A 23,885-nucleotide genomic window follows, 5' to 3' on the forward strand; every position below is an offset into this window, starting at 1 on the left:
GACCGGACACCCGTTTTGAGCCCCTACTCGGCGAGAAACGTCGCCTCGAATCGACGGACACTCTCGTCGGTGCCCGCGAGGACGACCTCGTCAGCCGGTTCGAGCGCGAACGACGCCGAATCGAACGACGTGATCATCTCTCCGTCCCGAACGACGGCGAGGACGGTACAGCCGGTTTCGGCGCGCACGTCGGCGTCGACGACCGTCGATCCCGACAGACGACCGGCGGGGAGTCTAACGAGATCGATCCGCGTGTCGAACGTGAGGACCGTCTCGTCGTCGAGGACGGTCGAGGCCAGCATCCGGCCGCTGACGGTCGCCAGCGACTGCACGTAGTCCGCCCCGGCCCGGTAGAGCTTGGGTTCGCTCTCGGGATCGTTCGCCCGCACGAGCACCTCGGCCTCGGGGTTCAGTTCCGCGACGACCAGTGTCGTGAAGATCGCCGTCGTGTCGTCGTTGACCGCGACGATGACGGCCGACGCGTCCGTGACGCCGGCCTCGCGAAAGACGTCTGGCTCCCGTGTATCGCCGACCACGTCGACCGCCGGGCCCGCTTCCCTGTCGATCACCGTCACGGCCGCTGCCGTCTCCGCGAGTTCAGCAGCGGCGGCCGCTCCGGCGTCGCCGTAGCCGGCGACGAGGACGCGACGGCCAGCGAGTGAACGGATGGTGGACGTCGCCTCCTCGCGCAACACGGCGATCCGGTCCGGTGCCCCAGCGACTAGCAATCGGACGTCCTCGTCGAGTTCGACGGACGGCGGGATCGGGCTCTCGAAGCTCCCGCCGATCCACGCGCCGACGACGTCGACGGCGAAGCGATCGCCGAGTTCGACCTCGCCGGCGCGGCGGTTACAGAGGTCGCTGCCGGGATCGATCGAGAGTTCGATCAGTTCGAGGTCGTCACCGAGTTCGACGCCGTCCTCGACGACCGTCGTCACGCTGGTCGGCACGTGATGCGCGAGGCTCTCGCCGAGTAACTGGCGCGGTGAGAGGACGGCGTCCGCGCCGGCGATCCGGTGGTAGTGGGCCACGCTGGCGTCATCGACGATGGTGACGACCTCGATGTCGGAAACGGCTTCCCGCGCAGTGAGGACGATACTGGCGCTCGAGTCGTCCGCCGCGTCGGAAACGAGGGCCGCCGCTCGTTCGATGCCGGCGTCGCGCAGGACGTCGATCGACTCCGGATCGCCGTGGACGACCGTTCGTCCGGCGTCGTGTAAGTCGCGTGCACGGGCTTCGTCCGGTTCGAGGACCACGGCGTCGCGTCCGCGCGAATCGAGTTCGTCCAGGAACGCCTCGCCGCGCGAGGAGTACGTACAGAGGATCACGTGGTCGTCGGCGTCGGGCGCAGCCGTCGGGAGGCTCTCTTCGAGAGCGCGTTGCAACCACGGAACCGCGAAGACGTCCACCGCCGTGAGGATGAGTCCGATTCCAGTCAGTTGCATGGTGATCACGAGGACGTTCATCTGTGGCGTATCCCAGCCCGCATCCTGGCCGTAGCCAGTGGTCGTGAACGACTGAAAGACTATCTCGAGTGCTTGATACCACGGACGTGGACGCCCCTCCCACGTCGCCATCCCGTACGCGTACAGGAGTGTGAAGAAGACCGTCGTCACGGCTACCAGCCCGAGGTAGTAGGCGGTCCGACGGGATCGGAGCAGCGACATACGAACGAATGGGCACCCTACGGAGTTACCGATACCGGCTCTCCTGCGCACCCGTCTCGGAGCGAGCGGATCCACGGCCCGTCCGACGCGAACGGCACCCATAGCCGGCGCGATGGCCGAGCGACGCTGGCATAGCGTGGACTCCCGAACCTGATCGATTCGCAGACTGTCGAACGGTTCGGCCGACGATCAGTGACTGTGGCCGAGCAGGGCGATCCCGTACATCACGCCGAGGCCGGCGACGAAGACGACGAAGTAGCCGAGTCGGTTGCGAACCTCGGCCTCGGCGTTGATCTCCGGGATCAGGTCCGAGCTCGCGATGTAGATGAAGTTACCCGCGGCGAACGTGAGGAGCGCGACTGGCGGTTCGCCGACGACGCCGGAGAGCGCGTAGCCGACGAGGCCGCCGAGGACGACCGTGAGCGCGGTCGCGAAGTTGACGGCGAGCGCGCGCACCTTGTCGAACCCGCCGTAGACGAGGATGCCGAAGTCGCCGATCTCCTGAGGGATCTCGTGCAGCGCGATCGCGAACGCGGTGACCAGCCCGACCTCCACGTCGATGAGGAACGCGCCGGCGATGACGATCCCGTCGATGAAGTTGTGCAGCGAGTCCGAGACCAGCACGAGGTAGGTCACCGGTTCGTGTTCGTGGTCGGTGCCGTGGTGGTGGTGCCAGTGGATGAACTGCTCTAGCACGTAGAAGAACGCGAACCCGACGACGAGAGCGACGAACAGGCCTCGGGTGTGGAGCGATCCGTGCGAGCGGATCGCCCGCGGGAGCAGGTGGAAGAAGGCGCCCCCGAGCAGCGCGCCGGCGGCGAACGCGACGAGCCACAGGAGCAGCCGTTCGACCAGATGGTCGGCCAGATAGAGCGTGAAGACGCCGATCCAGGCGAACAGGCTGATGAGCAGCGTCGTGAGGAGTATCCAGCCGAGCGGACCCATATTGATACCGGGGCTTGCGAGCGAACCGTCATAGCTTCTGCGTGTTCGGTCGAGCGGAGTGGGGCCTCACGCTTAGAGCGACGGTCACGTCGCTGACGATGTCCCCTACACGTATGTCACTCGCGGCCCAACCGTCGCGTATGTACGACCGAGTGCTCGTCCCCGTCGACGATCGCGAACCGTCGTCAGTCGCCCTCACGTACGCGCTCGAGGTCGCAGCCGCGTACGACGCGACGGCCCACCTGCTGTACGTCGCGGACACGAACAAGCCCAGCCAGGTACAGTACCAGGGCGCCGTTCTCGACGTCCTCGAGCAGGAAGGCGAAGAGGTGCTCGCAGACGCCAGCGAGCGGGCGACGAACGCGGGGGTTACCGTCGACGACGAACTCGTGCAGGGCGATCCGCGCCACGAGATCGTCGCCGCGTCCGAAGGCGCCGACCTCGTGGTGATGGGGACCCACGGCCGGAGCGGGATCGACGGCTACCTCCTGGGAAGCGTCACGGAACACGTCGTCAGAAAGACCGAGACGCCCGTGGTGACGGTCCGCGAGAAGGCGACGTGGACGTACCCCCACGAGCGGGTGCTCGTCCCGTTCGACGGCAGTCCCCACGCCCGCGATGCGCTCGAGCTGGCGACGGCCGTCGCCGCGGACACCGGAGCGACGCTGCACCTGCTCGGCGTCGTCGACGAACCAACCTTCGGCGCCTTCGGCTCGTCGACAGGAGACGAAGACGCCCGTGAACTCCTCGACGCCGCAATGGCCGACATCGACGACGTCCCAGTCGAGACGGTCGTCGAAAGCGGCGCCGTTCCGGAGACGATTCGGACGGTCGCGACGGACGCGGGGGCCGACCTGATCGTCATGGGCACCCACGGCCGCCAGGGCGTGAACGAGCGGCTCCTCGGCTCGACGACCGACCGCGTGCTCCGGAGTGCCCCGGTTCCCGTACTGACGGTCGGCTCCCAGACCGGCGACTGAGTCCGTCGAACGAGACGTCACCGCGCTCCCCGGACCCCAGTTCGATCCCTCTCGATTCTACCCGAATCCATCGGCGATCCGAACGGTACACACAACCCTATCCCGCTCGGTGTCGTCTCGTTCAGCATGGCAGACACGAAGCGCGGTCGAGACAAGCAAGCGCAAGACGAGGAAGAACGCCAGCGCGAGCGGGCGCTCGAGCAGGAACTCGAACGCGGCGACGAGGACGAGCCGGCGGCCGATAGCGAGCAGGGAGCAGTGGCCCTCGAAACCGCGGATCCGCCGACGTGTCACCGCCGAGACTGCAACGAGCCGGCGGCGTTCCGCGTGCTCGAGCGATACGAGGAGGAAACCGGCCACGGCACCGTCGCGGCGGTGGCGGCGCTGTGTCACGATCACACCGCCGAAGAAGGGCCGGCGAACCTCGACGACGCCACCCCCGACTACGTCTTTCGTATCGATCCGATCACGGAGCCGGACGCTGCGGACGGCGAGTGAGGAACCGTGCTGACTGCGAGTGGCCTTTCTGACGAGAAATGCGAGGGTCGGACCGCGAGTGAGACTGCCGCTCGCGACGAGTGTGACGACAGCACCCACGCCGGGTCGGCCGGATCGGGTTTTCGACCGGCCCTGCACTCGTGAGCACCCGAGCGACTCGATGGCATAGCCGCGCGGATCCCGACACACCGAAATGTATCGACTCGAAACTCTCGGGAGATGACCGTCGGAGTCGTCGGCGCGGGGATGTCCGGACTGGCGCTCGTGCGAGCGATAGCACAGCACGGCGAGGAAGTAATCGCGTTCGAGGCCCGGGACGAGCCGGGGGGCGTCGTCCAGAGTCGCGAGGTCGACGGCCGGGTCGTCGAGCTCGGGCCGCAACGGCTGCGCCTGACGCCGGGCCTCGAGTCGATGATCGACGACTACGACCTGGGGGACAGTCTCCGGTACGGCGCCGACGACCAGCCGATCTACGTCTACCACGACGGCGACCTGAAGGTCGCACCGCTGTCGGTCCGCGAGGCGATCACGACCGATCTCATCAGCCCGCTGGGCAAGCTCCGAATGCTGCTCGAACCGCTGTTCGGCCCGCCCAAACCCGGCGAGACCGTCGACGAGTTCCTTGTCCGGAAGTTCGGGACGCAAGCGGCTCGGCGGTACGCCGGCCCGCTGTACAGCGGCCTCTACGGCACCGACCCGCGCAACATGCTGATGGAGTACTCGCTCGGCCGCGTGCTCGAAAAACGCGGCATCGAGCGCAGCATCCTCCTGAACGTGCTCGCGTCGATCAGATCCGACCGCGAGACGCCCCCGATCGTCTCCTTCGACGACGGGGTCGGTGAACTCGTCGACGCTCTGTACGAGGCCCACGCCGATTCGATCCACCTGGGGACACCGGTCGAGGCGATCCGACCGGTCGATGGGCACGACGAGTCCGGCAGCGCTGGCGGGGACGGCGGTACCGCTCGCTACGAACTCGAGACGGCCGACGGAATCGAGCGCGTCGACGACGTCGTCGTGACGACGCCGGCACCAGTCGCGGCCGACCTCCTCGAACCGGTCGACGCCGACCTCGCCGCGACCCTCGATCGCTTCACTTACAATCCGATCGGGATGGTCTTTCTCGACTCGGACTTCGAGGGCCAGGGCCTCGGCACGCTCGTCCCGCCGGACGCCGACGACGTCTCGATCAGCGGACTGACCTGGAACGCCAGTATCCTCGATCGCGACCGGCTCTACACGGCCTACCTCGATCCACTGTCGTATCCGCCGCTGCTGGAGGCGACCGAGGGCGAACTCGGGCAGGTCGCGGCACGGGAGTTCGAGCGCATCACCGGCGCATCGGCGGAGCCGATCCACGTCCACCGCTGGGAACCGGGCATGCCCGCCTACGACCGCTCCTGGACCGCGATGGACGACCTCGAACCCCCGGCAAGGATCCACCTCTGCGCCAGTTACGTGGGTCGGCCCGGGATCCCCGGCCGGATCCGCAACGCAGCGGCTCTCGCCGAACAACTCGTCGGCGGCACAAGCGAGTAACGGACCGGCCTCCGGGTCCGAAGTGGCTAAACCGCTCCGGCGGCAAGCGTCGGGCATGGAAACCGGGATCGTCCTGTGCAACTTCGGCGAACCGGCGACGCCCGACCGCGAGACCGTGCTCGACTATCTGACGCGGATCTTCTTCGACAACGCTGACCTGGAGGAAGCCGAGTCGGAAGCGGCGGCCAGGGAGCGATCGCGCGAACTCGCGGAGCGACGCCTCCCGAGCATCATGGCGGAGTACGAGGAGATCGGCGGCTCGCCGCTCCAGGACCAGGCGGTCGCCCAGGCCGACGCGCTGGCCGAGCGCCTCGACTCGCGCGGCCACGACGTGACCGTCCGCCACGCGATGCAGTTCACCGAGCCGCTGATCCCCGAGGTCGCGGCCGACCTCGCCGCCGACGGCATCGACGAGGTCGTCGCCCTCCCCATCTACCCGCTGTGTGGCCCCTCGACGACCGTCTCGTCGATCGACGCGGTCGAATCGGCGATCGACGAGGTCGACGGCTACGACCCCGAGTTCGCGTCGATCACCGGCTGGCACCGCGTGCCGGCGTACAACCGCCTGCGGGCGGACGGCATCGCCGCGTACACTGAGGAGACCGGTGTCGACCTGCACGATCCCGACACCGCATTCGTCTTCTCGGCCCACGGCACGCCGACGAAGTACCTGGAGGCGGGCAGCCGCTACGACGAGTACGTCGAGGAACACGCGGCGACGATGGCCCGGCTGCTCGGCCTCGAGGACTACCACATCGGCTACCAGAACCACGCCAACCGCGGTATCGAGTGGACCGCCCCCGAGACCGAGGACGTGGTCGAGTCACTCGGCGACGAGGCCGACCGCGTCGTCGTCGAGCCGATGAGCTTCATGCACGAACAGTCCGAGACCCTCGCCGAACTCGACGTCGATCTCGCGAAAGACGCCGCCGACGTCGGCCTCGACCTCCACCGTGTGCCGGTCCCCCACGACGACCCCCGCTTCGCCGACCTGCTGGCCGACCTGCTCGAACCCTTCTGCGCCGGCTTCGATCCGGCGTACTACCAGCTCCGCCAGTGCGAGTGTCGAGCCGAACCGGGAACCTACTGCCTGAACGCCGGCGTGCGGCCGGAAACGCGGTAGTCACCGGTCCTATTTTCCACCGAGTGGCCCATCGCTGCGCCGTCCAAACTATTGCGAGACCAACGTCGTCATCCACACTACCGCGAGACCGACTGCGCCGCCTCGAAGAAGGCCGCGACGTTCTCGACCGGGGTGTGCCGGTCGACGCCGTGGCCGAGGTTGAGGATGTGCCCCGCCTCGCCGGCGGCGTCGACGACCGCCCGCGTGCGCTCGCGAACGGCGTCGGGTTCGCCGTAGAGCAGCGCGGGATCGAGGTTGCCCTGGATCGGTCTGTCGCCCAGTTGTTCGCGAGCCGCGGCGACGTCGACCGTCCAGTCGAGGCCGACCACATCGGCGCCGGTGTCGGCGAGCAGGTCGAGGTTGCCCGAGAGGTTCCGGGCGAAGACGATGGTCGGCGCGTCCGTCGCCTCGACGATCTCGCGATGCAGCGGGAGAAGGAACTCCCGGTAGTCCGCGGGCGAGAGGAGGCCGGCGTAGGTGTCGAACAGTTGGATCGCGTCGGCACCCGACTCGACCTGGAATTCGACGTAATCGACGATCACGTCGGTGAACGCGCGCAGGAGGCGCTCGAATGCCTCGGGGTGCTCGGCGCGCAGTCGGCGCACGGCCATGAAGCTCCGCGAGGGCTCGCCCTGGCAGGTGTAGGCGGCGAGGGTGAACGGGCCGCCGGTGAAGCCGAGCGTCGCGGCGTCCGACCCGAGTTCGGCGGCGAGTCGGGAGAGTAATTCGCCGACGTAGGGAAGGTGCTCGCGGACGTCCTCGACCGTCCGGTCCGTATCGGCCGGCGACTCGACCGGGTTCTCGACCACCGGACCCACGCCCGATTCGAGATGGTACGAGAAGCCGAGCGGTTCGAGCACCGTCAGGATGTCCGAGTACATGACGACGGCATCCGGTTCGAACCGTTCGTAGGGCTGGAGGCTGATCTCGGCCGCGACGTCGGGCGTCGAGATGGCCTCGAGGAAGGAGTAGTCCGAACGGAGGTCGCGATACTCGGGAAGGTACCGCCCCGCCTGCCGCATCATCCAGACCGGCGGCCGCTCGGTTCGCTCCCCGCGGGCCGCCCGGAGAAACAGGTCTCTCATGGGCGGTGATTCGGGGGGAGCGGGCCTAACCCTTGTGAAGGCCGTCGGCGGTCGCCGGGACTGGATGGCGACGAACCGTTCGGGACGACGGTTCCCGGCCGGTCACCGCCCGTCGACGGCGCCGGTTTCGAGATACCGGGAGGGGACGTGTACCTTGAGCGAGGCGGGGACGTACCGGACGAGCCTGACGGCGAGGTCAGCGAGCGACTTGCGAAGGAGGACGTAGACGGTCGAGACCGCGAGGAGCGCGCCGACGGGGCCCCAGGCGATCGGGCCGGCGGGCTCGGCGGCCAGGCCGATCACGGCGACGCCGGCGACGCTCGCGAGCCCGAGGTCCTCCGGAGAGCCGTCGTAGCGGACCCAGCGCCTGGCCGTGAGCCAGCGGTCGTGGTAGTGGCTGTAGACCGCGCGGTCGCTGCCGGCTTGCCAGGGCCGGAGCTCGAGGCCGGCGCCAGCGACGTCGGTCGCGGCGTGGAGCGCGGCCGCGGTGAGCGCGATCGCGACGCCCACCGTCACGGCCGACGGGGCGACCAGCGTAGCGGCGATCGCGGGAATCGCCGCGAGCCAGCCGTAGACGGGGTAGTGGAGGGTTCGCCGGTGCCCGACGTAGAGGTCCAAGTCCGGCAGGAGGCCGCCGACGAGGCCGGCGAGGATCGCGACCGGCGCCAGTTCGGGCGCGCCAACAACGACGGGAAGGGCGAGGGCCATTCCCAGCAACGCGTGCGTCGTCGCCATCATTGTACCTGAACTAGGAAGGCTGACCCTATAGCCGTTTCGCGGCCCAAAAGACGGCGGGCCGGGATCGACTCCAATGGCAAGGATTAGGGCGAATGCGCCCCGACGTGTGGGCAGCGACGTGCCCCTCCTCTCGTCGACCACCCTCGTGCCCGTCGGACTCGCCCTCGTCGTGGGCGGGCTGGTGACCTCGCTCTGGCTCGGCGTCGACCGCCGCGAAGCGGACGTCGCCGTCAACGCGGCCGCCGCGCTCGCCGCGACTGCGAGCCCGCTCGTCGTAGAGTACGGCATCGCCAGTCTCGTCGACGCCAGCGTCGACTTCGGGCCGGTCCTGCCGCTGTGCATCGCCCTGGCCGGATTGCTCCACATGCTCGGCATGCACGGGTGGTACGACACCGTCTGGTGGTGGGATCACGTGACCCACACCGTCTCGGCGGCACTGGTTGCCGCGCTCGTCTACGCGTGGGTGGTCGTCGCCGGCGCCGACGTGTTGCCGGGCCCGCTCGGCCGGTCCGTCGGGGCGGCGACGATCGGGCTCACCCTCGCGGCCGGCGTCGCCTGGGAGGTCCTCGAACACGCCGCCAGAGTCGCCAGCGACCGCGCCGGGATCGAGCGCGTCCTCGAACACTACGGCCGATTCGACACGCCGCTCGACCTCCTCTTCGACGGGGTGGGCGCCGTCGCCGTCGTCGCGCTGGACGGCCGCATCTTCACGCCGCTGTTCGAGCCGATTCCCGGCCTGTCGCGGACGTTGCTCTCCTGGTTCGTCGTGGCCATCGGCGCGATCGCCGCCGCCTCGGCGGTGATCGTCGTCGCCGGGCGCGAAGGGTGAGCTAGGGGCGAACCCGAAGCGTTCCTGTGAACGTCGACGATAAGGTATATCGACGCCGGGACAGTCGCATATCGAGCCTACGCGTTAGTCCGCATTCAGAAAGTGGCCGGTGACTTCGGCGGGCTCCGTCGTGGGTGCCAGAAAGTCCCACTCGCGGACGGCGAACCCGACGATCTCGATGCGTCGTTGCAGGTGATCCCACTTGCCGGCGATCTCGCGGCGGCGATCCTCCTCATCGGCGTCCAGGGCCTCGTCGGCGATGGTGCCGCGAAGCTGGTTCGGTGTTTCGACATCGAACTCGTCCTGCCACCCTCTGATCCGGGCCTTCATGTCGGCGAGACGGTCGGTGAGTTCCTCGACGGTATGGTCGCCGTCTCGAAGCCGCATCGACTCCTGCATCGCCTGCCGGCGGTAGTCCGGGTAGTACGTCGTGTGCGTGCCGCCGTCGTCACGGTGGAGGATCCCGTCCTCGACGAGTCGCTCGAGGGCGCGCTTTGTGGGGCCGTGCGACCATTCCGCCTCGGCGGCGATCCAGTTCGCCGTCCGGGGTTGCGACAGCTGCCGGGCGGCCATCCGAACGCGGTCCTCGCCGGTTGTCTGCCGGTCTCGTAGTCCCGCGTCCGCATCCGATTCGTCTTCGTTCATACGCACTCGTTCGAGTCAAGTCTTACTATAAATTTAGAAGTTCGGTGTATATCGAGTGGCCCTCAATCCTTATCCAGATTTATTGCGGTGTGGAATACTGGATTCGAGCGCAGGATTACCTCACCTCACGGGACCCATTCGGTGTCACGAGTACCATTCTGGAAGGCGTTTCAATATCTGCTCTTCAAGTTGATCGTCCAGCACTAGTATCCAGCCGTCATTTCCACCTCGGTAGTGAACTGTCTCTACGCCCTCTTGATCGAGGGCATCTTGGACTGGATCTAATGCCGCAAATTGGAGCCAATCGGTCCCGTGGTCAAATTCTGTCGAATACGAGCGACCGCCCGAACGCAGTGTGACACTGATCGTTACTCGCTGTCCGCTCTCGTCGGCGTGAACCGAGAGCCGGTAGTCGTCGAGGCCCTCTGTACAGTCGATAACTGTACGGAGGAACGCCTCATAATCCGCTTCGTACGCGTAGATCATCTCCGCGTCGAGACGGAATCCCCGGCCGGTACAGAACAGGTAGTCGAACAGGGAATCGCGGATACGTACGAGTGTCGCCGGCTGTTTGTCGGGCGGGTGGATCCACCCGACCCCTTCCGACGCCTGCTCTCCAATCATCACACTCCGATAGTGAATCGTGCCGTTCACTTCAACTCGTTCGAAGCCGTTGGGGTCAAGCGAGGGATCGATCAAATCTGACCGGAGTTCGTCGAGAACACCAGTGGCCTCGAACTCCTGTAGGATTTTCACGTACGCCGCGTGCCCGATACCGCCGGTGATGGCGTCGTCAATCTCGTCCCTGTAGCCGTCTAACGCTCTGTAGTCCCTGATTGTCGAGACGTAACCGGAAAGGAACGTGACGTCATCAGCGTCGAGGGTTTCGTCGGCCTCCAGCTTCGTCGTAATCTCGGAAACACGCCCCGTGATGGTATCCCCACCTGCCATATTTTCGTATTAGGGGAATCAATACTAACCATTGCGGTTATCGAACCCCTACCCACTGTCGCCCCAGCGGGTTGCCCACACGGACGACATCGACTGTAGTCATCGGATCTTTCACTCGGTCGGAACTGGACCCGGAAGTCATTGTAGGTTTTCTATAATCGTAACCCAATCATATTGATTTTCTAAACTGTACTAATTTCCAATAAATGTAATATGAATCAACCCATAGTCCCACGCGGAAGCCGCTGGCTCCGGTCTTCCGGAGCGGGTAGAAATGCCCCGGGTGTAGCAGCACCCGAGACGTGGCTTCCGAAACCCCACAACGGGTTTTACGCAAGCCATGACACCGTATACACCAGACCACCATAAACCCCGCGCACAGCCCGCCTACCTTCAATATCCTCGTAGTGACGTGTCTCTCGATTCGGTCCGGCCAATTCCTGACCCGAACCGCGTCCACACGGCGACCGCCGGCACTCCCGACGACCAGCTGTGGGTCGACGTCGAGCAGCCGATCGATCCGAACCGACTCGGGATCGTCTCGCGTGACCAGTATCCGCCCTGTCCGCACTGCGACGAGCCGGTGATCACGATCCGGACGCTGGGGCCGCACCTCCACGCGGCCGATCCGTGCGGCTGTCCGCTGGGCAGAGAGACCGTCACGTCGATGCTCGGAGGGCCGAACCGATGACCGAGTTGCCCGACCCCGAGGAGAGTTCGTTCCCGCCGTGTCCGTTCTGTGGCACGCCAGTCGTTAGCATCACCTCGACGGGGCCGCACTCGCACTCGGCGAGTCCCTGCGGCTGTGAACTGACGCTCGCGGACGTCCAGGAGTTGCAAGGGTAGATAGCACCGGAAACAATATCGAAGCGGTCGTCTCAGTGATGGCGCGGAATCCGTTTCTGGAACAATCGATCGAGGGCTGTCCAGAGAACCTCCGTCGGAAGCATTTTCGAAAACTGCGCCGATTCACGGCCACTGTCGCCGGTACCGGGGTGCTCGTACTGGAAGTGGACCGGACCGAGGTCGGGGTGGTCCTCGTCGCGGTGCCAGCCGCAGTTGAATCCCGTGTTCGGATCCGCGTAGTGGATGCGGTAGTACTGCGTCCCGTCGTCGAACCGCCATTCGACGTCGAGCGTCGGCGCATCCGGTCCCGTCGGTGGCTCGATACGATCGGGATCGACCCGTGCCCGGAGAAACTGCTTGACGATGCTATCGGGTTCGTACGTGACGGTCGTCACGGCTGGCTGTCGGTGCAACACGTCTCGCAGCCCGACGTACACCGAGCCGTCGATGGTTCCGGAGAGGCCCATCGGTCACACGGGGACGGCGTCCCGTTCGGTGGCCCAGTCGTATTCGGTGAGGGCAGCTTTGACGACCGGAATCCGATCGGCCAGATGCTCCCACTCGCCGGCGACGTCTCGTCGAGCCGTTCGCTCGGACGGATCGTCGACTTCGGAGATGCTGGCACGCAGCTGCCCGGGTGAATCGACGTCGTATTCGACTTTCCAGTCCGCGATCGTCGTCCGCATCGATTCGAGCGCGCTGGTCAACTCCTCGCGGTCGTGTTCGCGCTGAAGACTGGCGACCTCCCGGTAGGTGGCCATGAGTTGATCGACGCAGTAGAGCGTCTGACCACCGTGTTCGAGCCGCCGAAGGACGTCGTCTTCGACAAGCTGGTCGAGGTATTTCTGGGCCGTCTTCTGTGAGACATCCGTCTCGTCCGCGATCCAGGAGGCAGTACGCGGCGTTCTGAGCGTCCGCGCTGCCGCTCGGACTCGCTCTCCGCGCGTCATCGAAGGACCGGCCGAATCGTCACCGGTTCCGGTATCGTCGGACATGGTCGGTACTACGGCGGCGGAGAACATATATCCAGTGGGTAGAATATATCTTCTCTCCTGTTCAGGGACGATCAATCACTGCGACCGTGAGGTCGCGAGTCCGTTCGCCGACTGAGATACAATCGGGGAGAGGTCGCGTTCGAGCTACCGGCAGTAGCGACGACGAAAGCATTCAAATCGAAAAATACCGTCACACTTGCTCACGGAGTTCGCGGACCACCGCAACCGAGTCAGTCTCTGGATCCGAAAGCGACTCGTAGAGGAAAGTTCCCAACGGGACCTCCTAACTGTTCTCGCCATCGTCGGGATTTTCTGCGGTCGACCCCATAGGAACCTATCCGGTGACAATTACCATCATTCTATCGATGATCCGTCGTCAAATACGACGACCTCACTAGTTCGCCGTCTCCTGCAGGCTCGAGATGGCAGTGTCCGCGGCGGCCACAGCTACCTCGCGTGCCCTACACCGCACCGACGGCCGCCATCCCGCCGTACCCGAGGACGAACGCGAGGACGAACGAGCCGATCCACGCGAGGACCGTCACGCCGAGCTTTCTGGGGCTGACGGACGCGGCGCCGCCGACGGCGAGGCCGCTGCCGACGATTGCGCTCACGACGATCTCGTTGAACGAGACCGGTACGCCAAGCAGGACGGCCGTCTGGGCGATGAGAAACGAGGGGACCAGCGTCGCGATGGAGCGCCGCGGACCCAGCGAGGCGTACTCCTGAGAGACCGCCTTGATCATTCTGGGTGCACCGGTCCAGGAGCCGACGAGGATCCCCAGGCCGCCGCCGATGAGGACGACGATCGGCTGGACCATCGACACCTCGGAGAGCAGAGGCAACAGCGGTCCGACGGCGAGCCCGACCTGACTCGCACCGGCAGAGAAGGCGACGAGGCCGCCGAGGACGAGCAGGAATCGTCGGAGGCCGCCGTGCAGGTCGCGACCGACGTCCCAGCGGACCACGGCCGCGGCGAGGAGTCCGACGCCGAACGAGGTCGCAATCGCGCTCGCGGTCGCGCCGATGAGCAGCGCGCGGGCGCCGCCGGCCGCGAGACTTCCGCCGATCGGCGCCAGGAACGAAAACTCCAGATTCGCGAGGACGGCCCCGACGACGCCGGCGAGGATCGGGACGCTCCGGGCCTCAGGAACGGACGGGCGGGGAAGGACGGTCGCGATCGCGTAGGCGATCCCGCCGCCGACGAACGGTGTGAAGAGCCACAGCGCGCCGATCTCGACGTACTTCGCCCACGCGGGCGACCCACCCAGGGCCAGCCCGACGCCGATCACCGACCCGGTGACGGTGAAGGCCGTCGCGATGGGGTAGCCTGTCGCGATCCCGATCGCCATCAGGCCGGCGCCGATGAGCAACACGGCGATGACGCCGGTCGGCGGGAGCGAGACACCGTCGACGAGGCCGCTGCCGACGGCCTCCGAGACGTTCGCACCCTGCGTCACCGCCCCGACGAAGCCCAGAATCCCGACGACAAAGGCGGCCCGCATCGTCGAGATGGCGTTGGCCCCGACGGCGGGGGCGAAGGGGGTCGCGCCGCTCGAACCGGCGCCGATGACCCAGGCCATGAAGAGGCTGGCGAGCGCGGCCAGACCGAACAGGAGAACGGTCGCTAGATCCATCTATCGTCTCACGTATAGAATGTGTAAGCGAGTGTGGTTCGAAACGTGATGCTCAGTCGGCCGAGGCGGCCGTTGCGTCGGTGTCCTGCGAGCGGCTGCGCCAGACGCCCTGGAGGTACGCGCCGGCGAACATACCGACGAGCGCCCACAGGATGGTGACGTTACCGATGCCGAGGCTGGCGTAGGCCGCACCAGGACAGATCCCCGAGAGGCCCCAGCCGACGCCGAAGATCGACCCGCCGATCAGCACGTTGCGATCGAAGGACTTGAGGCGGCGTTCGTACGCGTCGCCCGTCATCGGCGCGCGATCGCGGATCCGGGGGACGAGGAAGAACGCGATCCCCGTCACGATCGCCGCACCGAACATGACGAACACCAGGCCGAAGTCCTCGAACTGAAGGAAGTCGAGCACGACCTCCGGTCGGGCCATCTGACTGTAGGCGAGTCCGAACCCGAAGATGAGGCCGCCGACGAGCACGAGCGGTGCGAACAGCGGGTGCTCGGTTCTGTCCGGCGAAGACATGTTATGGGCTCACCCCCAGTGCGGCGACGACCTGTGCGGTCACGATCGCGACCGCGAGGAACGTGATCACGCCGACGATCGAGGTTTTCGAGGCCGAGCCGACGCCGCAGACGCCGTGGCCCGAGGTGCAACCCTTCCCGATGCGGGTCCCGATGCCGACGAGCACGCCGCCGAGCAGGAGCCGCCAGGGCTGGACGTCCGTCATCCAGGCGCCGCCCTGCCAGAGGACGGCGTAGACTGCCGCTCCCAGGACGATGCCGACGGTGAAGACGACGCGCCAGTCGCGATCGTAGCGATACTTCGCGAAGCGCGACTGGTCCGAGACGTACGACAGCGTCGACTCGAGGAAGGTGCTCGCGCCGGCGATGATCCCCGTCCCGAGGTAGATGAGTACCGCGCCCAGGCCGACGAACAGCCCCCCGATGGCGTAGCGGCTGATGCCGTTGGGGAACGGTTCGGTCGGAATGGCGAGGGGGGCGAGGTCGGTCGCCGAGAGCAGCGGGGAGAGGTCAGCGAGCATTGCGATGTCGATCACGGTGTTCAGTCACCGGCCAGTGATTCCTGACTGGCCGCACAGTTGTTCGGGCCGAGCTCAAGTTCGAACGCCTCGTCGTCGGTAGCGGCCTGCTGACCGAGGTTGGTCGGAATGATGTCTTCGTAGTTGGCCGGACGGGGCGGCATGTCCGAGAGGATCAGGTCGACGAAGTCGTCCTTCGTCATCGTGAGTGCGTCCATCTCGTCTTCCAATTGGCCGATTGGAGCCGTATAGGTTCCGTCTGCGGCGGGGTCGGCCGCGTCGCTGAAGTGGGCGCCGCCGATCAGCGTGTCGTCGGGTAGCGTCAGGACACGCTCTTGCAGCGAGTCGTAGAGCTGTCCCGCGGCCTCGGGGGCACCGTCGTCGCCCTCCTCCAGATCGGGACGGGCGACGCTCTCGATGAAGAGGCCGTCACCGGTGGCCAGCAGCGAGTCGTCGAACAGGTACGAGGTCATCCCGGAGGTGTGCCCGGGCGTGGAGACGGTCTCGATCGTCGCGTCGCCGACCGCGAACTCGTCGCCGTCGGCGGCGAGCGTCAGTTCGTCGGCGTAGGTGACGCCGCGATCGACGGACGCCTCGGGGATCACGCCCTCGACGCCTTCGTCGTCTAGCGCACGAACACCGGAGATGTGGTCCGCGTGGATGTGCGTGTCGATGGCGTAGGCGAGGTCGGCACCGAGTTCGTCGGCGTCGTCGAGGTAGCGGGTGGTGAACGCCCGAAGCGGGTCGACTACGGCGGCCTCGTCGCCGTCGACGAGGAGGTAGCCGAGACAGCCGCTCGAGGGACGCTGGTACTGGTAGAGCGTTCCGGCGCCGTCGTAGCGCGAGACCTCGACGCGCTCGTAGATGCGTGCCCAGCCGTTCATCCCGTCTTCGAGGTGGTTCGTCTCGTAGCCGCGCTCTTTGAGGACGCCGGCGACGTACTCGCTGGATCCCCCCTTCGCACAGAGGACCGTGACTTCGCGGTCGTCGGGAATCTGTGCGAGGACGTCGTCGTCGATCTCGTCGTCCAGGAACTCGAAGTAGGGGACGTTGATTGAGTCGACGGTCTCACCGTCGATCTTCCACTCGTCGTACTCCGACTCCATTCGCGTGTCGAGCAGTGTGACCTGCTCGCCGTCGTCGATCTGGGCTTTCAGCTCGCTCGGCTCGATCGATTCGATTTCCACGTCGAGTTCTGGTAAGTCCATGTCGGCCATGTTGTACACCGCTCCGTACCGGGTGCTCGCACATAAGAGTTTTCATAGTAATCCCCCAGCCACACAATACTGCACACCAACCCTGTGTGGGATAGGCCTGTTATTTGTTCGTATGCGTGTGTTATACGCCAATATAGACCCACTATTTCGCCCCCTCGATATCACGGTTGTTCGTATCCACCCCACTAATCGACATTCTTTTATGGGCTGCCCCAATATTGTGTGGTAGCTCCAATACAGAGCACCGATACAACATGAGTTCGCAATACGACATCACCGAGACGCTCGACGTGAAAGGACAGTCCTGCCCGATGCCAGTCGTCAAGACGAAAGGGGCGGTCGACGACCTCGACGAGGGCCAGATCCTCGAAGTCGTCGCGACCGACTCCGGCAGCATGAGCGACCTCGCGGGCTGGGCCGAGGGGACCGAGGGCGTGACACTCCTGGACCAGGTCGAGGGCGACGACGTCTACAAACACTACGTCGAGAAGACCGCGTAAGATGAGCACGGACAACGAACCATCCGCGACGGGACCCGCCGGCTCGGAGATCGACCCCGAGGAGTTCGCGGCGCTGCGCGAGCGCGTCGAAGAACTCGAAGAGAGCGCGGCGCAACGCGCCGCGGAAGATCGAGTAGCGAGGGACTCACAGAGTCCCTCGGACCATGCGAGCGGGCCATCGGCCCGCAAGCAGACGGCCCAGCCGCGAAACGACGTCGAGACCGACACCGGGGACGACGGCAAGAAGATGACCATCGTCGCGACCCAGGGAACCTTCGACATGGCCTATCCGCCGCTCATCCTGGCGAGCACGGCCGCCGCCTTCGGCTGGGACGTCGTGGTCTTCCACACGTTCTGGGGTCTCGACATCCTCCACGAGGAGAACTCACAGGATCTCAAACTGTCCGCCGTCGGGAACCCGAACATGCCGCTCCCGAACGCGATCGCTGCGCTCCCCGGCATGGACGCGATGGCGACGAAGATGATGGAGAAGAAGATCGACGAGAACGGCACGGCCACCATCGAGGAACTCATTGACCTGTCGTTAGAGAGCGGCGTCGACCTCCAGGCCTGCCAGATGACCATCGAGCTGATGGACTACGACGAGGACGACTTCTACGACGGCGTCACGACCGGCGTCGGCGCCGCCACCGCGATCCAGCACATGGCCGAATCGGACGTCCAGTTGCTGGTCTAACCACCATCCACCGAAACCCGGATACGACGTCAGAGACGCTCACAGGAACCCTACTACCGCAGAACCTCCCGGACACCCCACTACAACCCATGAACGCGAACATCCCTCCCGCAGCCACGACCGACGAACAACCCAGTTTGCGCGTCGTCCGGGCCGTCGCCACGGCTGACGACACCGACCCGGCGACGCTCGATCCCCCACTGTACTCGGCCGTCGACCCGACGGCGCTCGACCAATTGTTCGAGAACTCGTCCAGCGGCTCACGACAGGGGACGATCCAGTTTTCCTACCGTGGCCACGAGGTTACCGTCGGCGCTGACGGCCGCGTCGAACTCGAGTGACGCCGCCACGCGCCGATACGGTTCCCGGCTCGTGACCGACCAGTACCCGATCACAACAGACAACATCTGCCGACCGAGCCGCTCGCTCGCCTGACCGCGATCCGGTCTGCGCCGGAAGAGGCGTCGGCCTCGACGGCCCGGCTCGATTCTCACACACCTCGACGCCGCACGGGTATGAAATAGCCGGCTGCCGACGTACGCACATGAGCCGTGCTCCCGCACGACGCTGGTCGGCAGTCGGTGCCATCGCACTGGTGGTGGTCGGCGGGTCGCTGCTTCCCCTGCCGTTTCGTCGTCGCCCGGAGTTCGACCTGATCGGGCCGGACAAGGCCCTGCACCTGCTCGGCTACTTCGGCCTGTCGGTAGCCGTCGCCGACGCGCTCGCAAAAGACGGCGTCGACCACGCCTGGAGCGGGTTCCTGGCGGTCATCTGGTCGACCGCCATCGGGACCGCGACGGGACGACTCCAGACCTACGTCCCCGGCCGGGCGCACGAACGGGCCGACGTCGCCGCCGGCACGCTCGGGTCCGTGCTCGGCGTCCTGTACTGGTACCGGCACCAGCCAGCCGTGAAACCGGCTTCGAACGCCGAACGGACGCGATCGCGGTCGATACGATCGGACGGACCGGTCGCGAGACCGTCCAGCCGCGACGGCTGGCAGCGCGAGTAGCAACTGGACAGTAAGAGCAGCCTGAATCGACGGTCGCAGTAAGCCACGGCGGCAGGATCGACGGGATCGTTCTCAGCACCGGTGGCGAGAACTCACTGGTCGGGCGATCGGACGTCGATTCGCTGCCCGTCGAGTTCCTCCGGGTCCGCCTTCGGGAGCGTGATCGTCAACACGCCGTTGTGGCAGGTCGCCTCGGCGTCTGCAGCTTCGACGGCCGACGGGAGCCGGACCGACCGTCGCATCGTCTCGTGTTCGCGTTCGCTCCGGAGGTAGCGATCGTCCGACCCCTCGCGGGACGAGCGCTCTCGCTCGGCCGTGATGTGGACGGTGTCGTCGACGAGGCGAACGTCGATCTCGTCGCGTTCGAATCCCGGGACGTCCGCCGTCAACACGTACTCGTCCTCGCGATCTTCGAGATCGACGCCCATCCCGGAAGCGGCGTACAGCAGTTCCGACGAGTCGTAGCCCTCGCCGTCCCAGCCCTCGATCATGGACTCGAACTGGCGGCGGAGCTGGTCGAACTGCGCTTCGAGCGATCTGAACGGGTTGCGATCGGTACGCATGTGGGTAACACCTGCACAGGACTCCACCGACCGCGATCCTAAACGTTTCACAGTGAAGCGCATGCCGCGGTGGTCGAAGGTGGGACGCGTCACGAGCGGCCGCGACGTCGTGCGGGCCGACAACGGCGTCGCCGGATCGGCCGCCCATTCGAGTCGAACCGACGCGCCTTAGATGAGCACGAACGCGACGAGGCCCACCAGCCCAACACCGAGCAGCGGAATCGCGACGGGTCGACGGAGACGGCTGTCCACCCTGTCGATCAGAGCGAGCTTCGAGGCCAGGCTGGCGGCGATCCCGAGGACGACCATCCCGGCGGCGCTCTCGGCCCCGATCGTCCCGCCGGTGAACACCGTCGCCGCGGTGACCGAGACGGCGGCCGACGAGACGAGACCGCCCGCGAACGCCGTCGCGTACAGACCGAGCTCGGCGAAGAGTTCCTCGGCGACGACCGAGACGACGAGGATCGCGACGTACGCGACCGCGAACTTGGCCGCGGCCAGCATCGACAGCGGCGAGCCGATATCGAGGTCGAACACGCCGGTGACGTCACCGTATCGCCAGTGATAGGCCGCGAGTGCGAGCGAGAGCGTGACCATCGCGGCAGTCGGGGCCAGCAGCGGCAGCGTCAGGCCGATTCCGAGGACGACCGCGATGGCGACGTTCCGAACGATCATCGAGGTCGTCGCGAGCAACAGGGCGGCCGAGACGGCGTCGATCGCCTCCCGCGACTGCGTCGACAGTCGGGCGAGGACGCCGGCGGCCGCGAACGAGTTGGCCGCGCCCGCGAGCAATCCCGTGAGGGCGAGGCCACGTGAGCCGCCGAGCTGGCGCATCGACACGTACGCGCCGAACTGGATCACGAGGACGAAGATGGTGAACGTCAGCACCTCCCGGAGCGCCAGCACGCCGTAGGGATCGACGGGCTCACTCGGGAGGATCGGATACAGGATAAACACGAGCGCGCCGAGTTTCAGCGAGTCCTCGAGTTCGCGATCGGTGATGGCCCCGACGTAGCGGTGGAGCCGGTCGCGCTCGGCGAGGAGGGCGACCAGCAGGATGGCGATCGACGTCGACTCGAAGTACGCCCCGTAGCCCACGAGCGCGCCGAGCAGCGCGACGACGAAGACGGTGACCGACGTGGTGAGCCCGACGTCCGCTCCGTCCAGCGAGAAGCGGATGTACGCCACGAGCACCGCGAACGCACCGGCCAGCGCGAGGTAGACGCCGATCAGCGCCGGTTCGCCGGCCCGGTCGCCGACGGAGACGACGAGCGGGCCAGCCCCGCACAGGAGCGCGAGCGTTCGCAGTCCGGCGAACTTCCGCGTCGGCAGGCGCTCGCGTTCGAGCCCGATCAGGCCGCCCGTTGCGATGGCTACGCACACCCTGAGCAACAGATCGGGAACGGGGAGCGTTTCGATCATCGCGGCTGGGACCCGGAGACAGGAACCGATAACTGACGACGTGGCAGTGTATCGATAGCGACTCTTCGCGAGTGATCCGCCTCGAGCGGTCCGACAGCCGCGTACAGCGGCGACGCCTAAAAAGGGCGTGTCGCCCCTCACGACGGGAGACTGGCGCGGCCGAAACCACGTACCGACGTCGACTCGCGGGGAGAACACAGCGACAGCGACTCACGGAGAGAACAGCCCGCGCTCGTCTCTCCTCCCCACGAACGGAACAGTATTGTGCACATTCCAAAATACTTTACCGCTGGCCGCCGTCCGTTCACGTATGTCAGATCCGTTCGTGGTCGTCGGCGGAGACGCAGCCGGGATGAGTGCCGCGAGCAAGGCCAAGCGGGAGACGCCGGACCGCGAGGTGATCGTCTTCGAAAAGGGCGAGTGGGTCTCCTACGCGGCCTGTGGGATGCCGTACTACGTCAAAGGCGAGGTCGAGGAACTCGACGATCTCGTCGCCGTGACGGCCGCGGAGTTCCGCGACGAGCGCGACGTCGACCTCCGGACCGGCCACGAGGTCGTCGGAATCGACACCGACGCGGGGTCGGTCACGGTCGAGACCGAAGACGGCGAGACGTTCGAGCAGGCCTACGGCGACCTGTTGATCGGCACCGGCGCGAGCGCGATCGAACCGCCGTTCGACGGTCTCGACCTGACGGGCGTCTTCACGATCCACGACATGGACGAGGCCGACGCGATCGAGTCGTACGTCGCCGAACACGACCCGGAGACGGCCGCCATCGTCGGCGGCGGCTACGTCGGCGTCGAGATGGCCGAAGCGCTCGACGCCCGCGGCCTCGACGTCTCGATGTACGAGATGCTCTCCCGGACCCTCCAGCCGTTCGGCGAGGAGACGGCCCGCACCGTCGAAGACCACCTGCGCGAACAGGGGGTGGCGCTCCACCTCGAGACCGCCGTGCAAGGCTTCGCCGGCGACGACAGCGTCGAGTCTGTACGGTACGAGACCGACGACAGTGATGGGGCCGAGACCGACGACGGTGACGACGGCGCGACCGACGGCGGTCGTGAAGCGGAGGCCAACGGGGATTACCACGGCGCGACCGCCGCGGCGGACCTCGTGATCGTGGGCGTCGGCGTCGCCCCGAACACCGCCCTCGCCGAGGAGGCGGGCATCGAGCTCGGTCCGACCGGCGCGATCGCGACCGACGACTACGGCCGCACGTACGACGCCGCGGACGGCTCCACGCTCGAACACGTGTACGCCGCCGGCGACTGCGCCGAAGCGGACAACGTCGTCACGGGCGAGCCAGACCACGTCCCGCTGGCGCTGACGGCCAACCGTGCCGGGCGAGCCATCGGCGCGACGATCGGGGGCGACCCGACGCCGACCGGTGGCACCGCCGGGACGGCCATCGTCAAGGCGTTCGACCTGGGCGCCGCCAGGACGGGGCTCATCGACGAGGAGGTCGCCCGAGGGGCCGGCTTCGACCCCGTCTCCGTCACGATCGACGCGCCGACCCGGCCGCACTACTACCCCGGCGGGGCGAAGCTCTCCGTGACGCTCGTCGCCGACGCGGACTCGGCGCGTGTCCTCGGCGCCAGCGTGGTGGGTCGCGACGGCGTCAAACGCATCGATACGGTCGCGACCGCGATCACGGGCGGGTTCACCGTCGCGGAACTGCAGAACGCCGACCTGGCGTACGCCCCACCCTTTAGCCCGGTCTGGGACCCGATCTTGACGGCGGCGAAGGTCCTCCGCGGACGCATGGAGGATGAATAATGACGGATCGAATCGAGACGCCCGACCCACCGACGTCCGCGGCAGCGCTCCGGGAGACGATCCCCGCGTTCGAGGACGTGACCTACATGAACTTCGGCGCCAGCGGGCCGAGTCCGCGCCCGGTCGTCGAGGCCGCCGAGGCCTTCCTCGAGTACCACGAGTTCGACGCGCCGAGCGGCGAGGGGATGTACCCCGCCGCGTTCGAGACCTACGACGACGTGCGCGAGACGGTCGCCGACTTCGTCGGCGCCGAGACGACCGAGGTCGCGCTCACCCAGAGCACGACGGACGCGATCAACCGCGTCGCCTGTGCCCTCGAGTGGGAACCCGGCGACGCGATCGTCCGGACCGACATGGAGCACCCCGCCGGGATCCTCCCCTGGGAGCGCCTGGAGCGCGAGCGCGGGGCCGAGGTGCGCGTCGTCGAGAGCGACCGCGGCCGGCTCGATCTCGACGCCTACCGCGAGGCCGTTCGGGGCGCGAAACTCGTCGCGTTCAGCGCGCTCACGTGGAACTACGGGACCCGGCTCCCGGTCAGCGAGCTGGTCGACATCGCCCACGACGCGGGCGCACTCGTCCTCGTCGACGCGGTCCAGTGGCCCGGCCAGGCCCCGCTCGACATCACCAACTGGGGCGCCGACGCGGTCGCCGCGGCCGGCCACAAGTGGCTGCTCGGCACCTGGGGCGGCGGATTTCTGTACGTCGACGAGACGGTCGCCGACCGGCTCGTCCCCGGGCAGATCGGCTACCGTGGCGTCGTGGAGGCGACCGCCGAGCGCTACGAACTGGAGCCCGGCGCCCCGCGGTTCGAGATCGGGACCATCAACCCGGCCCCGCACGTCGCGCTCCGGACGGCCATCGAGACGGCCGAGGCGATCGGCGTCGAGCGAATCGAGTCGGAGATCCGGCGACTGGCGAGCCGACTCGCCGACGGCGTCCCGGACGACCGGCTGTTGAGCCCCGCCGAACCCGAATCCGGCCTGGTGACGATCGCCGTCGACGATCCGGAGGCCGTCACGGAGCGGGTCCGCGAGCACGGCATCGTCGTTCGCCCGCTTCCCGAACCGGACGCCGTCAGGGCGTCCGTCCACGCCGTCAACACCGCGGACGAGGTCGACGACCTGCTCGACGCGCTGGAGCGAATTCTCTGAGAACGGTTCGACCCGCTTTCGAACGGAC

Annotated in this window: 27 protein-coding genes; 13 read left to right on the forward strand and 14 right to left on the reverse strand. The window is 66.8% G+C overall.

Going from position 1 to position 23,885, the window contains the following annotated elements; translation table 11 throughout:
• Window positions 1-23: 23 nt before the first annotated feature.
• Window positions 24-1,667 carry a potassium channel family protein gene (locus tag C479_RS07815; protein ID WP_007700526.1) on the reverse strand — a complete coding sequence of 548 codons (1,644 nt, stop codon included), beginning with the start codon at window positions 1,665-1,667 and terminating at the stop codon, window positions 24-26.
• Window positions 1,668-1,856: 189 nt separating this feature from the next.
• Window positions 1,857-2,612 (reverse strand): ZIP family metal transporter, encoded by a 756-nt coding sequence (locus tag C479_RS07820; protein WP_007700529.1) that lies wholly within the window; start codon window positions 2,610-2,612, stop codon window positions 1,857-1,859.
• Between the two features lie 140 nt (window positions 2,613-2,752).
• Here C479_RS07820 and C479_RS07825 point away from each other — a divergent pair, with 140 nt between their 5' ends.
• The 4 genes from C479_RS07825 to hemH all read left to right on the forward strand — a co-directional run bounded on the left by C479_RS07825 (window position 2,753) and on the right by hemH (window position 6,752).
• A complete protein-coding gene (locus C479_RS07825; protein ID WP_049907200.1) occupies window positions 2,753-3,592 on the forward strand; it encodes a universal stress protein in 840 nt (279 codons plus the stop codon).
• A 126-nt stretch (window positions 3,593-3,718) separates the two neighbouring features.
• Window positions 3,719-4,090, forward strand: a complete 372-nt coding sequence (locus tag C479_RS07830; protein WP_007700536.1) for a hypothetical protein — start codon at window positions 3,719-3,721, stop codon at window positions 4,088-4,090.
• 219 nt (window positions 4,091-4,309) lie between these two features.
• A complete protein-coding gene (gene hemG, locus C479_RS07835) occupies window positions 4,310-5,629 on the forward strand; it encodes a protoporphyrinogen oxidase (protein WP_007700539.1) in 1,320 nt (439 codons plus the stop codon).
• 55 nt (window positions 5,630-5,684) lie between these two features.
• Entirely contained in the window at window positions 5,685-6,752 is a 1,068-nt protein-coding gene (gene hemH / locus C479_RS07840; protein ID WP_007700542.1) for a ferrochelatase, read from the forward strand.
• A gap of 77 nt (window positions 6,753-6,829) precedes the next feature.
• On the opposite strand, the gene hemE is transcribed toward hemH, so the two are convergent.
• Window positions 6,830-7,837 (reverse strand): uroporphyrinogen decarboxylase, encoded by a 1,008-nt coding sequence (hemE, locus tag C479_RS07845; protein WP_007700545.1) that lies wholly within the window; start codon window positions 7,835-7,837, stop codon window positions 6,830-6,832.
• A gap of 102 nt (window positions 7,838-7,939) precedes the next feature.
• Window positions 7,940-8,575 carry a metal-dependent hydrolase gene (locus C479_RS07850; protein WP_193788368.1) on the reverse strand — a complete coding sequence of 212 codons (636 nt, stop codon included), beginning with the start codon at window positions 8,573-8,575 and terminating at the stop codon, window positions 7,940-7,942.
• Window positions 8,576-8,681: 106 nt separating this feature from the next.
• Here C479_RS07850 and C479_RS07855 point away from each other — a divergent pair, with 106 nt between their 5' ends.
• Entirely contained in the window at window positions 8,682-9,404 is a 723-nt protein-coding gene (locus C479_RS07855) for a hypothetical protein (protein ID WP_007700556.1), read from the forward strand.
• An 84-nt stretch (window positions 9,405-9,488) separates the two neighbouring features.
• On the opposite strand, the gene C479_RS07860 is transcribed toward C479_RS07855, so the two are convergent.
• Window positions 9,489-10,049, reverse strand: coding sequence for a DUF7342 family protein (locus tag C479_RS07860; RefSeq protein WP_007700573.1), 561 nt, complete (start codon window positions 10,047-10,049; stop codon window positions 9,489-9,491).
• Between the two features lie 144 nt (window positions 10,050-10,193).
• On the reverse strand, window positions 10,194-11,000 hold the full coding sequence (locus tag C479_RS07865) for a hypothetical protein (RefSeq protein ID WP_007700575.1): 807 nt from the start codon (window positions 10,998-11,000) through the stop codon (window positions 10,194-10,196).
• A 412-nt stretch (window positions 11,001-11,412) separates the two neighbouring features.
• Between C479_RS07865 and C479_RS16380 the strand changes: the two genes are divergently transcribed.
• Together C479_RS16380 and C479_RS16510 are read left to right on the forward strand one after the other, a co-directional pair.
• Window positions 11,413-11,691 (forward strand): hypothetical protein, encoded by a 279-nt coding sequence (locus C479_RS16380; protein ID WP_007700581.1) that lies wholly within the window; start codon window positions 11,413-11,415, stop codon window positions 11,689-11,691.
• Entirely contained in the window at window positions 11,688-11,846 is a 159-nt protein-coding gene (locus C479_RS16510) for a hypothetical protein (RefSeq protein WP_007700588.1), read from the forward strand. Before C479_RS16380 ends, C479_RS16510 begins: the two co-directional genes overlap by 4 nt.
• A gap of 32 nt (window positions 11,847-11,878) precedes the next feature.
• Here C479_RS16510 and C479_RS07875 read toward each other — a convergent pair whose 3' ends face one another.
• The 6 genes from C479_RS07875 to C479_RS07900 all read right to left on the reverse strand — a co-directional run bounded on the left by C479_RS07875 (window position 11,879) and on the right by C479_RS07900 (window position 16,735).
• On the reverse strand, window positions 11,879-12,313 hold the full coding sequence (locus C479_RS07875) for a hypothetical protein (protein WP_007700596.1): 435 nt from the start codon (window positions 12,311-12,313) through the stop codon (window positions 11,879-11,881).
• A gap of 3 nt (window positions 12,314-12,316) precedes the next feature.
• A complete protein-coding gene (locus tag C479_RS07880; RefSeq protein ID WP_007700603.1) occupies window positions 12,317-12,841 on the reverse strand; it encodes a DUF7342 family protein in 525 nt (174 codons plus the stop codon).
• Between the two features lie 461 nt (window positions 12,842-13,302).
• On the reverse strand, window positions 13,303-14,478 hold the full coding sequence (locus C479_RS07885; RefSeq protein WP_007700605.1) for an inorganic phosphate transporter: 1,176 nt from the start codon (window positions 14,476-14,478) through the stop codon (window positions 13,303-13,305).
• A 52-nt stretch (window positions 14,479-14,530) separates the two neighbouring features.
• Complete coding sequence (locus C479_RS07890; RefSeq protein ID WP_007700607.1) at window positions 14,531-15,001, reverse strand: YeeE/YedE family protein; 471 nt, start codon at window positions 14,999-15,001, stop codon at window positions 14,531-14,533.
• 1 nt (window position 15,002) lies between these two features.
• Entirely contained in the window at window positions 15,003-15,521 is a 519-nt protein-coding gene (locus C479_RS07895) for a YeeE/YedE family protein (RefSeq protein ID WP_007700608.1), read from the reverse strand.
• A gap of 20 nt (window positions 15,522-15,541) precedes the next feature.
• Window positions 15,542-16,735 (reverse strand): MBL fold metallo-hydrolase, encoded by a 1,194-nt coding sequence (locus tag C479_RS07900; protein ID WP_007700610.1) that lies wholly within the window; start codon window positions 16,733-16,735, stop codon window positions 15,542-15,544.
• 254 nt (window positions 16,736-16,989) lie between these two features.
• On the opposite strand from C479_RS07900, the gene C479_RS07905 reads away from it, so the two are divergent.
• From C479_RS07905 to C479_RS07920, 4 genes are all read left to right on the forward strand, one after another.
• Window positions 16,990-17,235, forward strand: coding sequence for a sulfurtransferase TusA family protein (locus C479_RS07905; protein ID WP_007700612.1), 246 nt, complete (start codon window positions 16,990-16,992; stop codon window positions 17,233-17,235).
• Window position 17,236: 1 nt separating this feature from the next.
• Window positions 17,237-17,932 (forward strand): DsrE/DsrF/DrsH-like family protein, encoded by a 696-nt coding sequence (locus C479_RS07910; RefSeq protein ID WP_007700614.1) that lies wholly within the window; start codon window positions 17,237-17,239, stop codon window positions 17,930-17,932.
• Between the two features lie 89 nt (window positions 17,933-18,021).
• Window positions 18,022-18,273, forward strand: coding sequence for a HalOD1 output domain-containing protein (locus C479_RS07915; RefSeq protein ID WP_007700616.1), 252 nt, complete (start codon window positions 18,022-18,024; stop codon window positions 18,271-18,273).
• A gap of 203 nt (window positions 18,274-18,476) precedes the next feature.
• Window positions 18,477-18,944, forward strand: coding sequence for a VanZ family protein (locus C479_RS07920; protein WP_007700617.1), 468 nt, complete (start codon window positions 18,477-18,479; stop codon window positions 18,942-18,944).
• Window positions 18,945-19,036: 92 nt separating this feature from the next.
• Here the strand turns inward: C479_RS07920 and C479_RS07925 are convergent, their stop codons facing one another.
• Window positions 19,037-19,507: an Hsp20/alpha crystallin family protein gene (locus C479_RS07925; RefSeq protein WP_007700619.1), complete on the reverse strand. Its 471-nt coding sequence runs from the start codon at window positions 19,505-19,507 to the stop codon at window positions 19,037-19,039.
• A 168-nt stretch (window positions 19,508-19,675) separates the two neighbouring features.
• Window positions 19,676-20,929, reverse strand: a complete 1,254-nt coding sequence (locus tag C479_RS07930) for an MgtC/SapB family protein (protein ID WP_007700621.1) — start codon at window positions 20,927-20,929, stop codon at window positions 19,676-19,678.
• A 310-nt stretch (window positions 20,930-21,239) separates the two neighbouring features.
• Between C479_RS07930 and C479_RS07935 the strand changes: the two genes are divergently transcribed.
• Together C479_RS07935 and C479_RS07940 are read left to right on the forward strand one after the other, a co-directional pair.
• Window positions 21,240-22,706: an FAD-dependent oxidoreductase gene (locus tag C479_RS07935; protein ID WP_007700623.1), complete on the forward strand. Its 1,467-nt coding sequence runs from the start codon at window positions 21,240-21,242 to the stop codon at window positions 22,704-22,706.
• Window positions 22,706-23,857 carry an aminotransferase class V-fold PLP-dependent enzyme gene (locus tag C479_RS07940; RefSeq protein ID WP_007700635.1) on the forward strand — a complete coding sequence of 384 codons (1,152 nt, stop codon included), beginning with the start codon at window positions 22,706-22,708 and terminating at the stop codon, window positions 23,855-23,857. The genes C479_RS07935 and C479_RS07940 overlap by 1 nt, the downstream gene beginning before the upstream one ends.
• Window positions 23,858-23,885: the final 28 nt, after the last annotated feature.

The organism is Halovivax asiaticus JCM 14624 (assembly GCF_000337515.1).
Taxonomy (GTDB): Archaea; Halobacteriota; Halobacteria; order Halobacteriales; family Natrialbaceae; genus Halovivax; species Halovivax asiaticus.

What these genes read in the sequence shown, in the direction of transcription:
- hemE (WP_007700545.1), bottom strand. Translation starts at nt 7,837, where the DNA reads ATGAGAGACCTGTTTCTCCGGGCGGCCCGCGGGGAGCGAACCGAGCGG.
- C479_RS07935 (WP_007700623.1), top strand. Translation starts at nt 21,240, where the DNA reads ATGTCAGATCCGTTCGTGGTCGTCGGCGGAGACGCAGCCGGGATGAGT.
- hemH (WP_007700542.1), top strand. Translation starts at nt 5,685, where the DNA reads ATGGAAACCGGGATCGTCCTGTGCAACTTCGGCGAACCGGCGACGCCC.
- C479_RS07860 (WP_007700573.1), bottom strand. Translation starts at nt 10,049, where the DNA reads ATGAACGAAGACGAATCGGATGCGGACGCGGGACTACGAGACCGGCAG.
- C479_RS07940 (WP_007700635.1), top strand. Translation starts at nt 22,706, where the DNA reads ATGACGGATCGAATCGAGACGCCCGACCCACCGACGTCCGCGGCAGCG.
- C479_RS07905 (WP_007700612.1), top strand. Translation starts at nt 16,990, where the DNA reads ATGAGTTCGCAATACGACATCACCGAGACGCTCGACGTGAAAGGACAG.
- C479_RS07820 (WP_007700529.1), bottom strand. Translation starts at nt 2,612, where the DNA reads ATGGGTCCGCTCGGCTGGATACTCCTCACGACGCTGCTCATCAGCCTG.
- C479_RS07865 (WP_007700575.1), bottom strand. Translation starts at nt 11,000, where the DNA reads ATGGCAGGTGGGGATACCATCACGGGGCGTGTTTCCGAGATTACGACG.
- C479_RS07850 (WP_193788368.1), bottom strand. Translation starts at nt 8,575, where the DNA reads ATGATGGCGACGACGCACGCGTTGCTGGGAATGGCCCTCGCCCTTCCC.
- C479_RS07900 (WP_007700610.1), bottom strand. Translation starts at nt 16,735, where the DNA reads ATGGCCGACATGGACTTACCAGAACTCGACGTGGAAATCGAATCGATC.
- C479_RS07890 (WP_007700607.1), bottom strand. Translation starts at nt 15,001, where the DNA reads ATGTCTTCGCCGGACAGAACCGAGCACCCGCTGTTCGCACCGCTCGTG.
- C479_RS16510 (WP_007700588.1), top strand. Translation starts at nt 11,688, where the DNA reads ATGACCGAGTTGCCCGACCCCGAGGAGAGTTCGTTCCCGCCGTGTCCG.
- C479_RS07895 (WP_007700608.1), bottom strand. Translation starts at nt 15,521, where the DNA reads ATGCTCGCTGACCTCTCCCCGCTGCTCTCGGCGACCGACCTCGCCCCC.
- C479_RS07925 (WP_007700619.1), bottom strand. Translation starts at nt 19,507, where the DNA reads ATGCGTACCGATCGCAACCCGTTCAGATCGCTCGAAGCGCAGTTCGAC.
- C479_RS07915 (WP_007700616.1), top strand. Translation starts at nt 18,022, where the DNA reads ATGAACGCGAACATCCCTCCCGCAGCCACGACCGACGAACAACCCAGT.
- C479_RS07880 (WP_007700603.1), bottom strand. Translation starts at nt 12,841, where the DNA reads ATGTCCGACGATACCGGAACCGGTGACGATTCGGCCGGTCCTTCGATG.
- C479_RS07825 (WP_049907200.1), top strand. Translation starts at nt 2,753, where the DNA reads ATGTACGACCGAGTGCTCGTCCCCGTCGACGATCGCGAACCGTCGTCA.
- C479_RS07930 (WP_007700621.1), bottom strand. Translation starts at nt 20,929, where the DNA reads ATGATCGAAACGCTCCCCGTTCCCGATCTGTTGCTCAGGGTGTGCGTA.
- C479_RS07920 (WP_007700617.1), top strand. Translation starts at nt 18,477, where the DNA reads ATGAGCCGTGCTCCCGCACGACGCTGGTCGGCAGTCGGTGCCATCGCA.
- hemG (WP_007700539.1), top strand. Translation starts at nt 4,310, where the DNA reads ATGACCGTCGGAGTCGTCGGCGCGGGGATGTCCGGACTGGCGCTCGTG.
- C479_RS07910 (WP_007700614.1), top strand. Translation starts at nt 17,237, where the DNA reads ATGAGCACGGACAACGAACCATCCGCGACGGGACCCGCCGGCTCGGAG.
- C479_RS07885 (WP_007700605.1), bottom strand. Translation starts at nt 14,478, where the DNA reads ATGGATCTAGCGACCGTTCTCCTGTTCGGTCTGGCCGCGCTCGCCAGC.
- C479_RS07875 (WP_007700596.1), bottom strand. Translation starts at nt 12,313, where the DNA reads ATGGGCCTCTCCGGAACCATCGACGGCTCGGTGTACGTCGGGCTGCGA.
- C479_RS07830 (WP_007700536.1), top strand. Translation starts at nt 3,719, where the DNA reads ATGGCAGACACGAAGCGCGGTCGAGACAAGCAAGCGCAAGACGAGGAA.
- C479_RS07815 (WP_007700526.1), bottom strand. Translation starts at nt 1,667, where the DNA reads ATGTCGCTGCTCCGATCCCGTCGGACCGCCTACTACCTCGGGCTGGTA.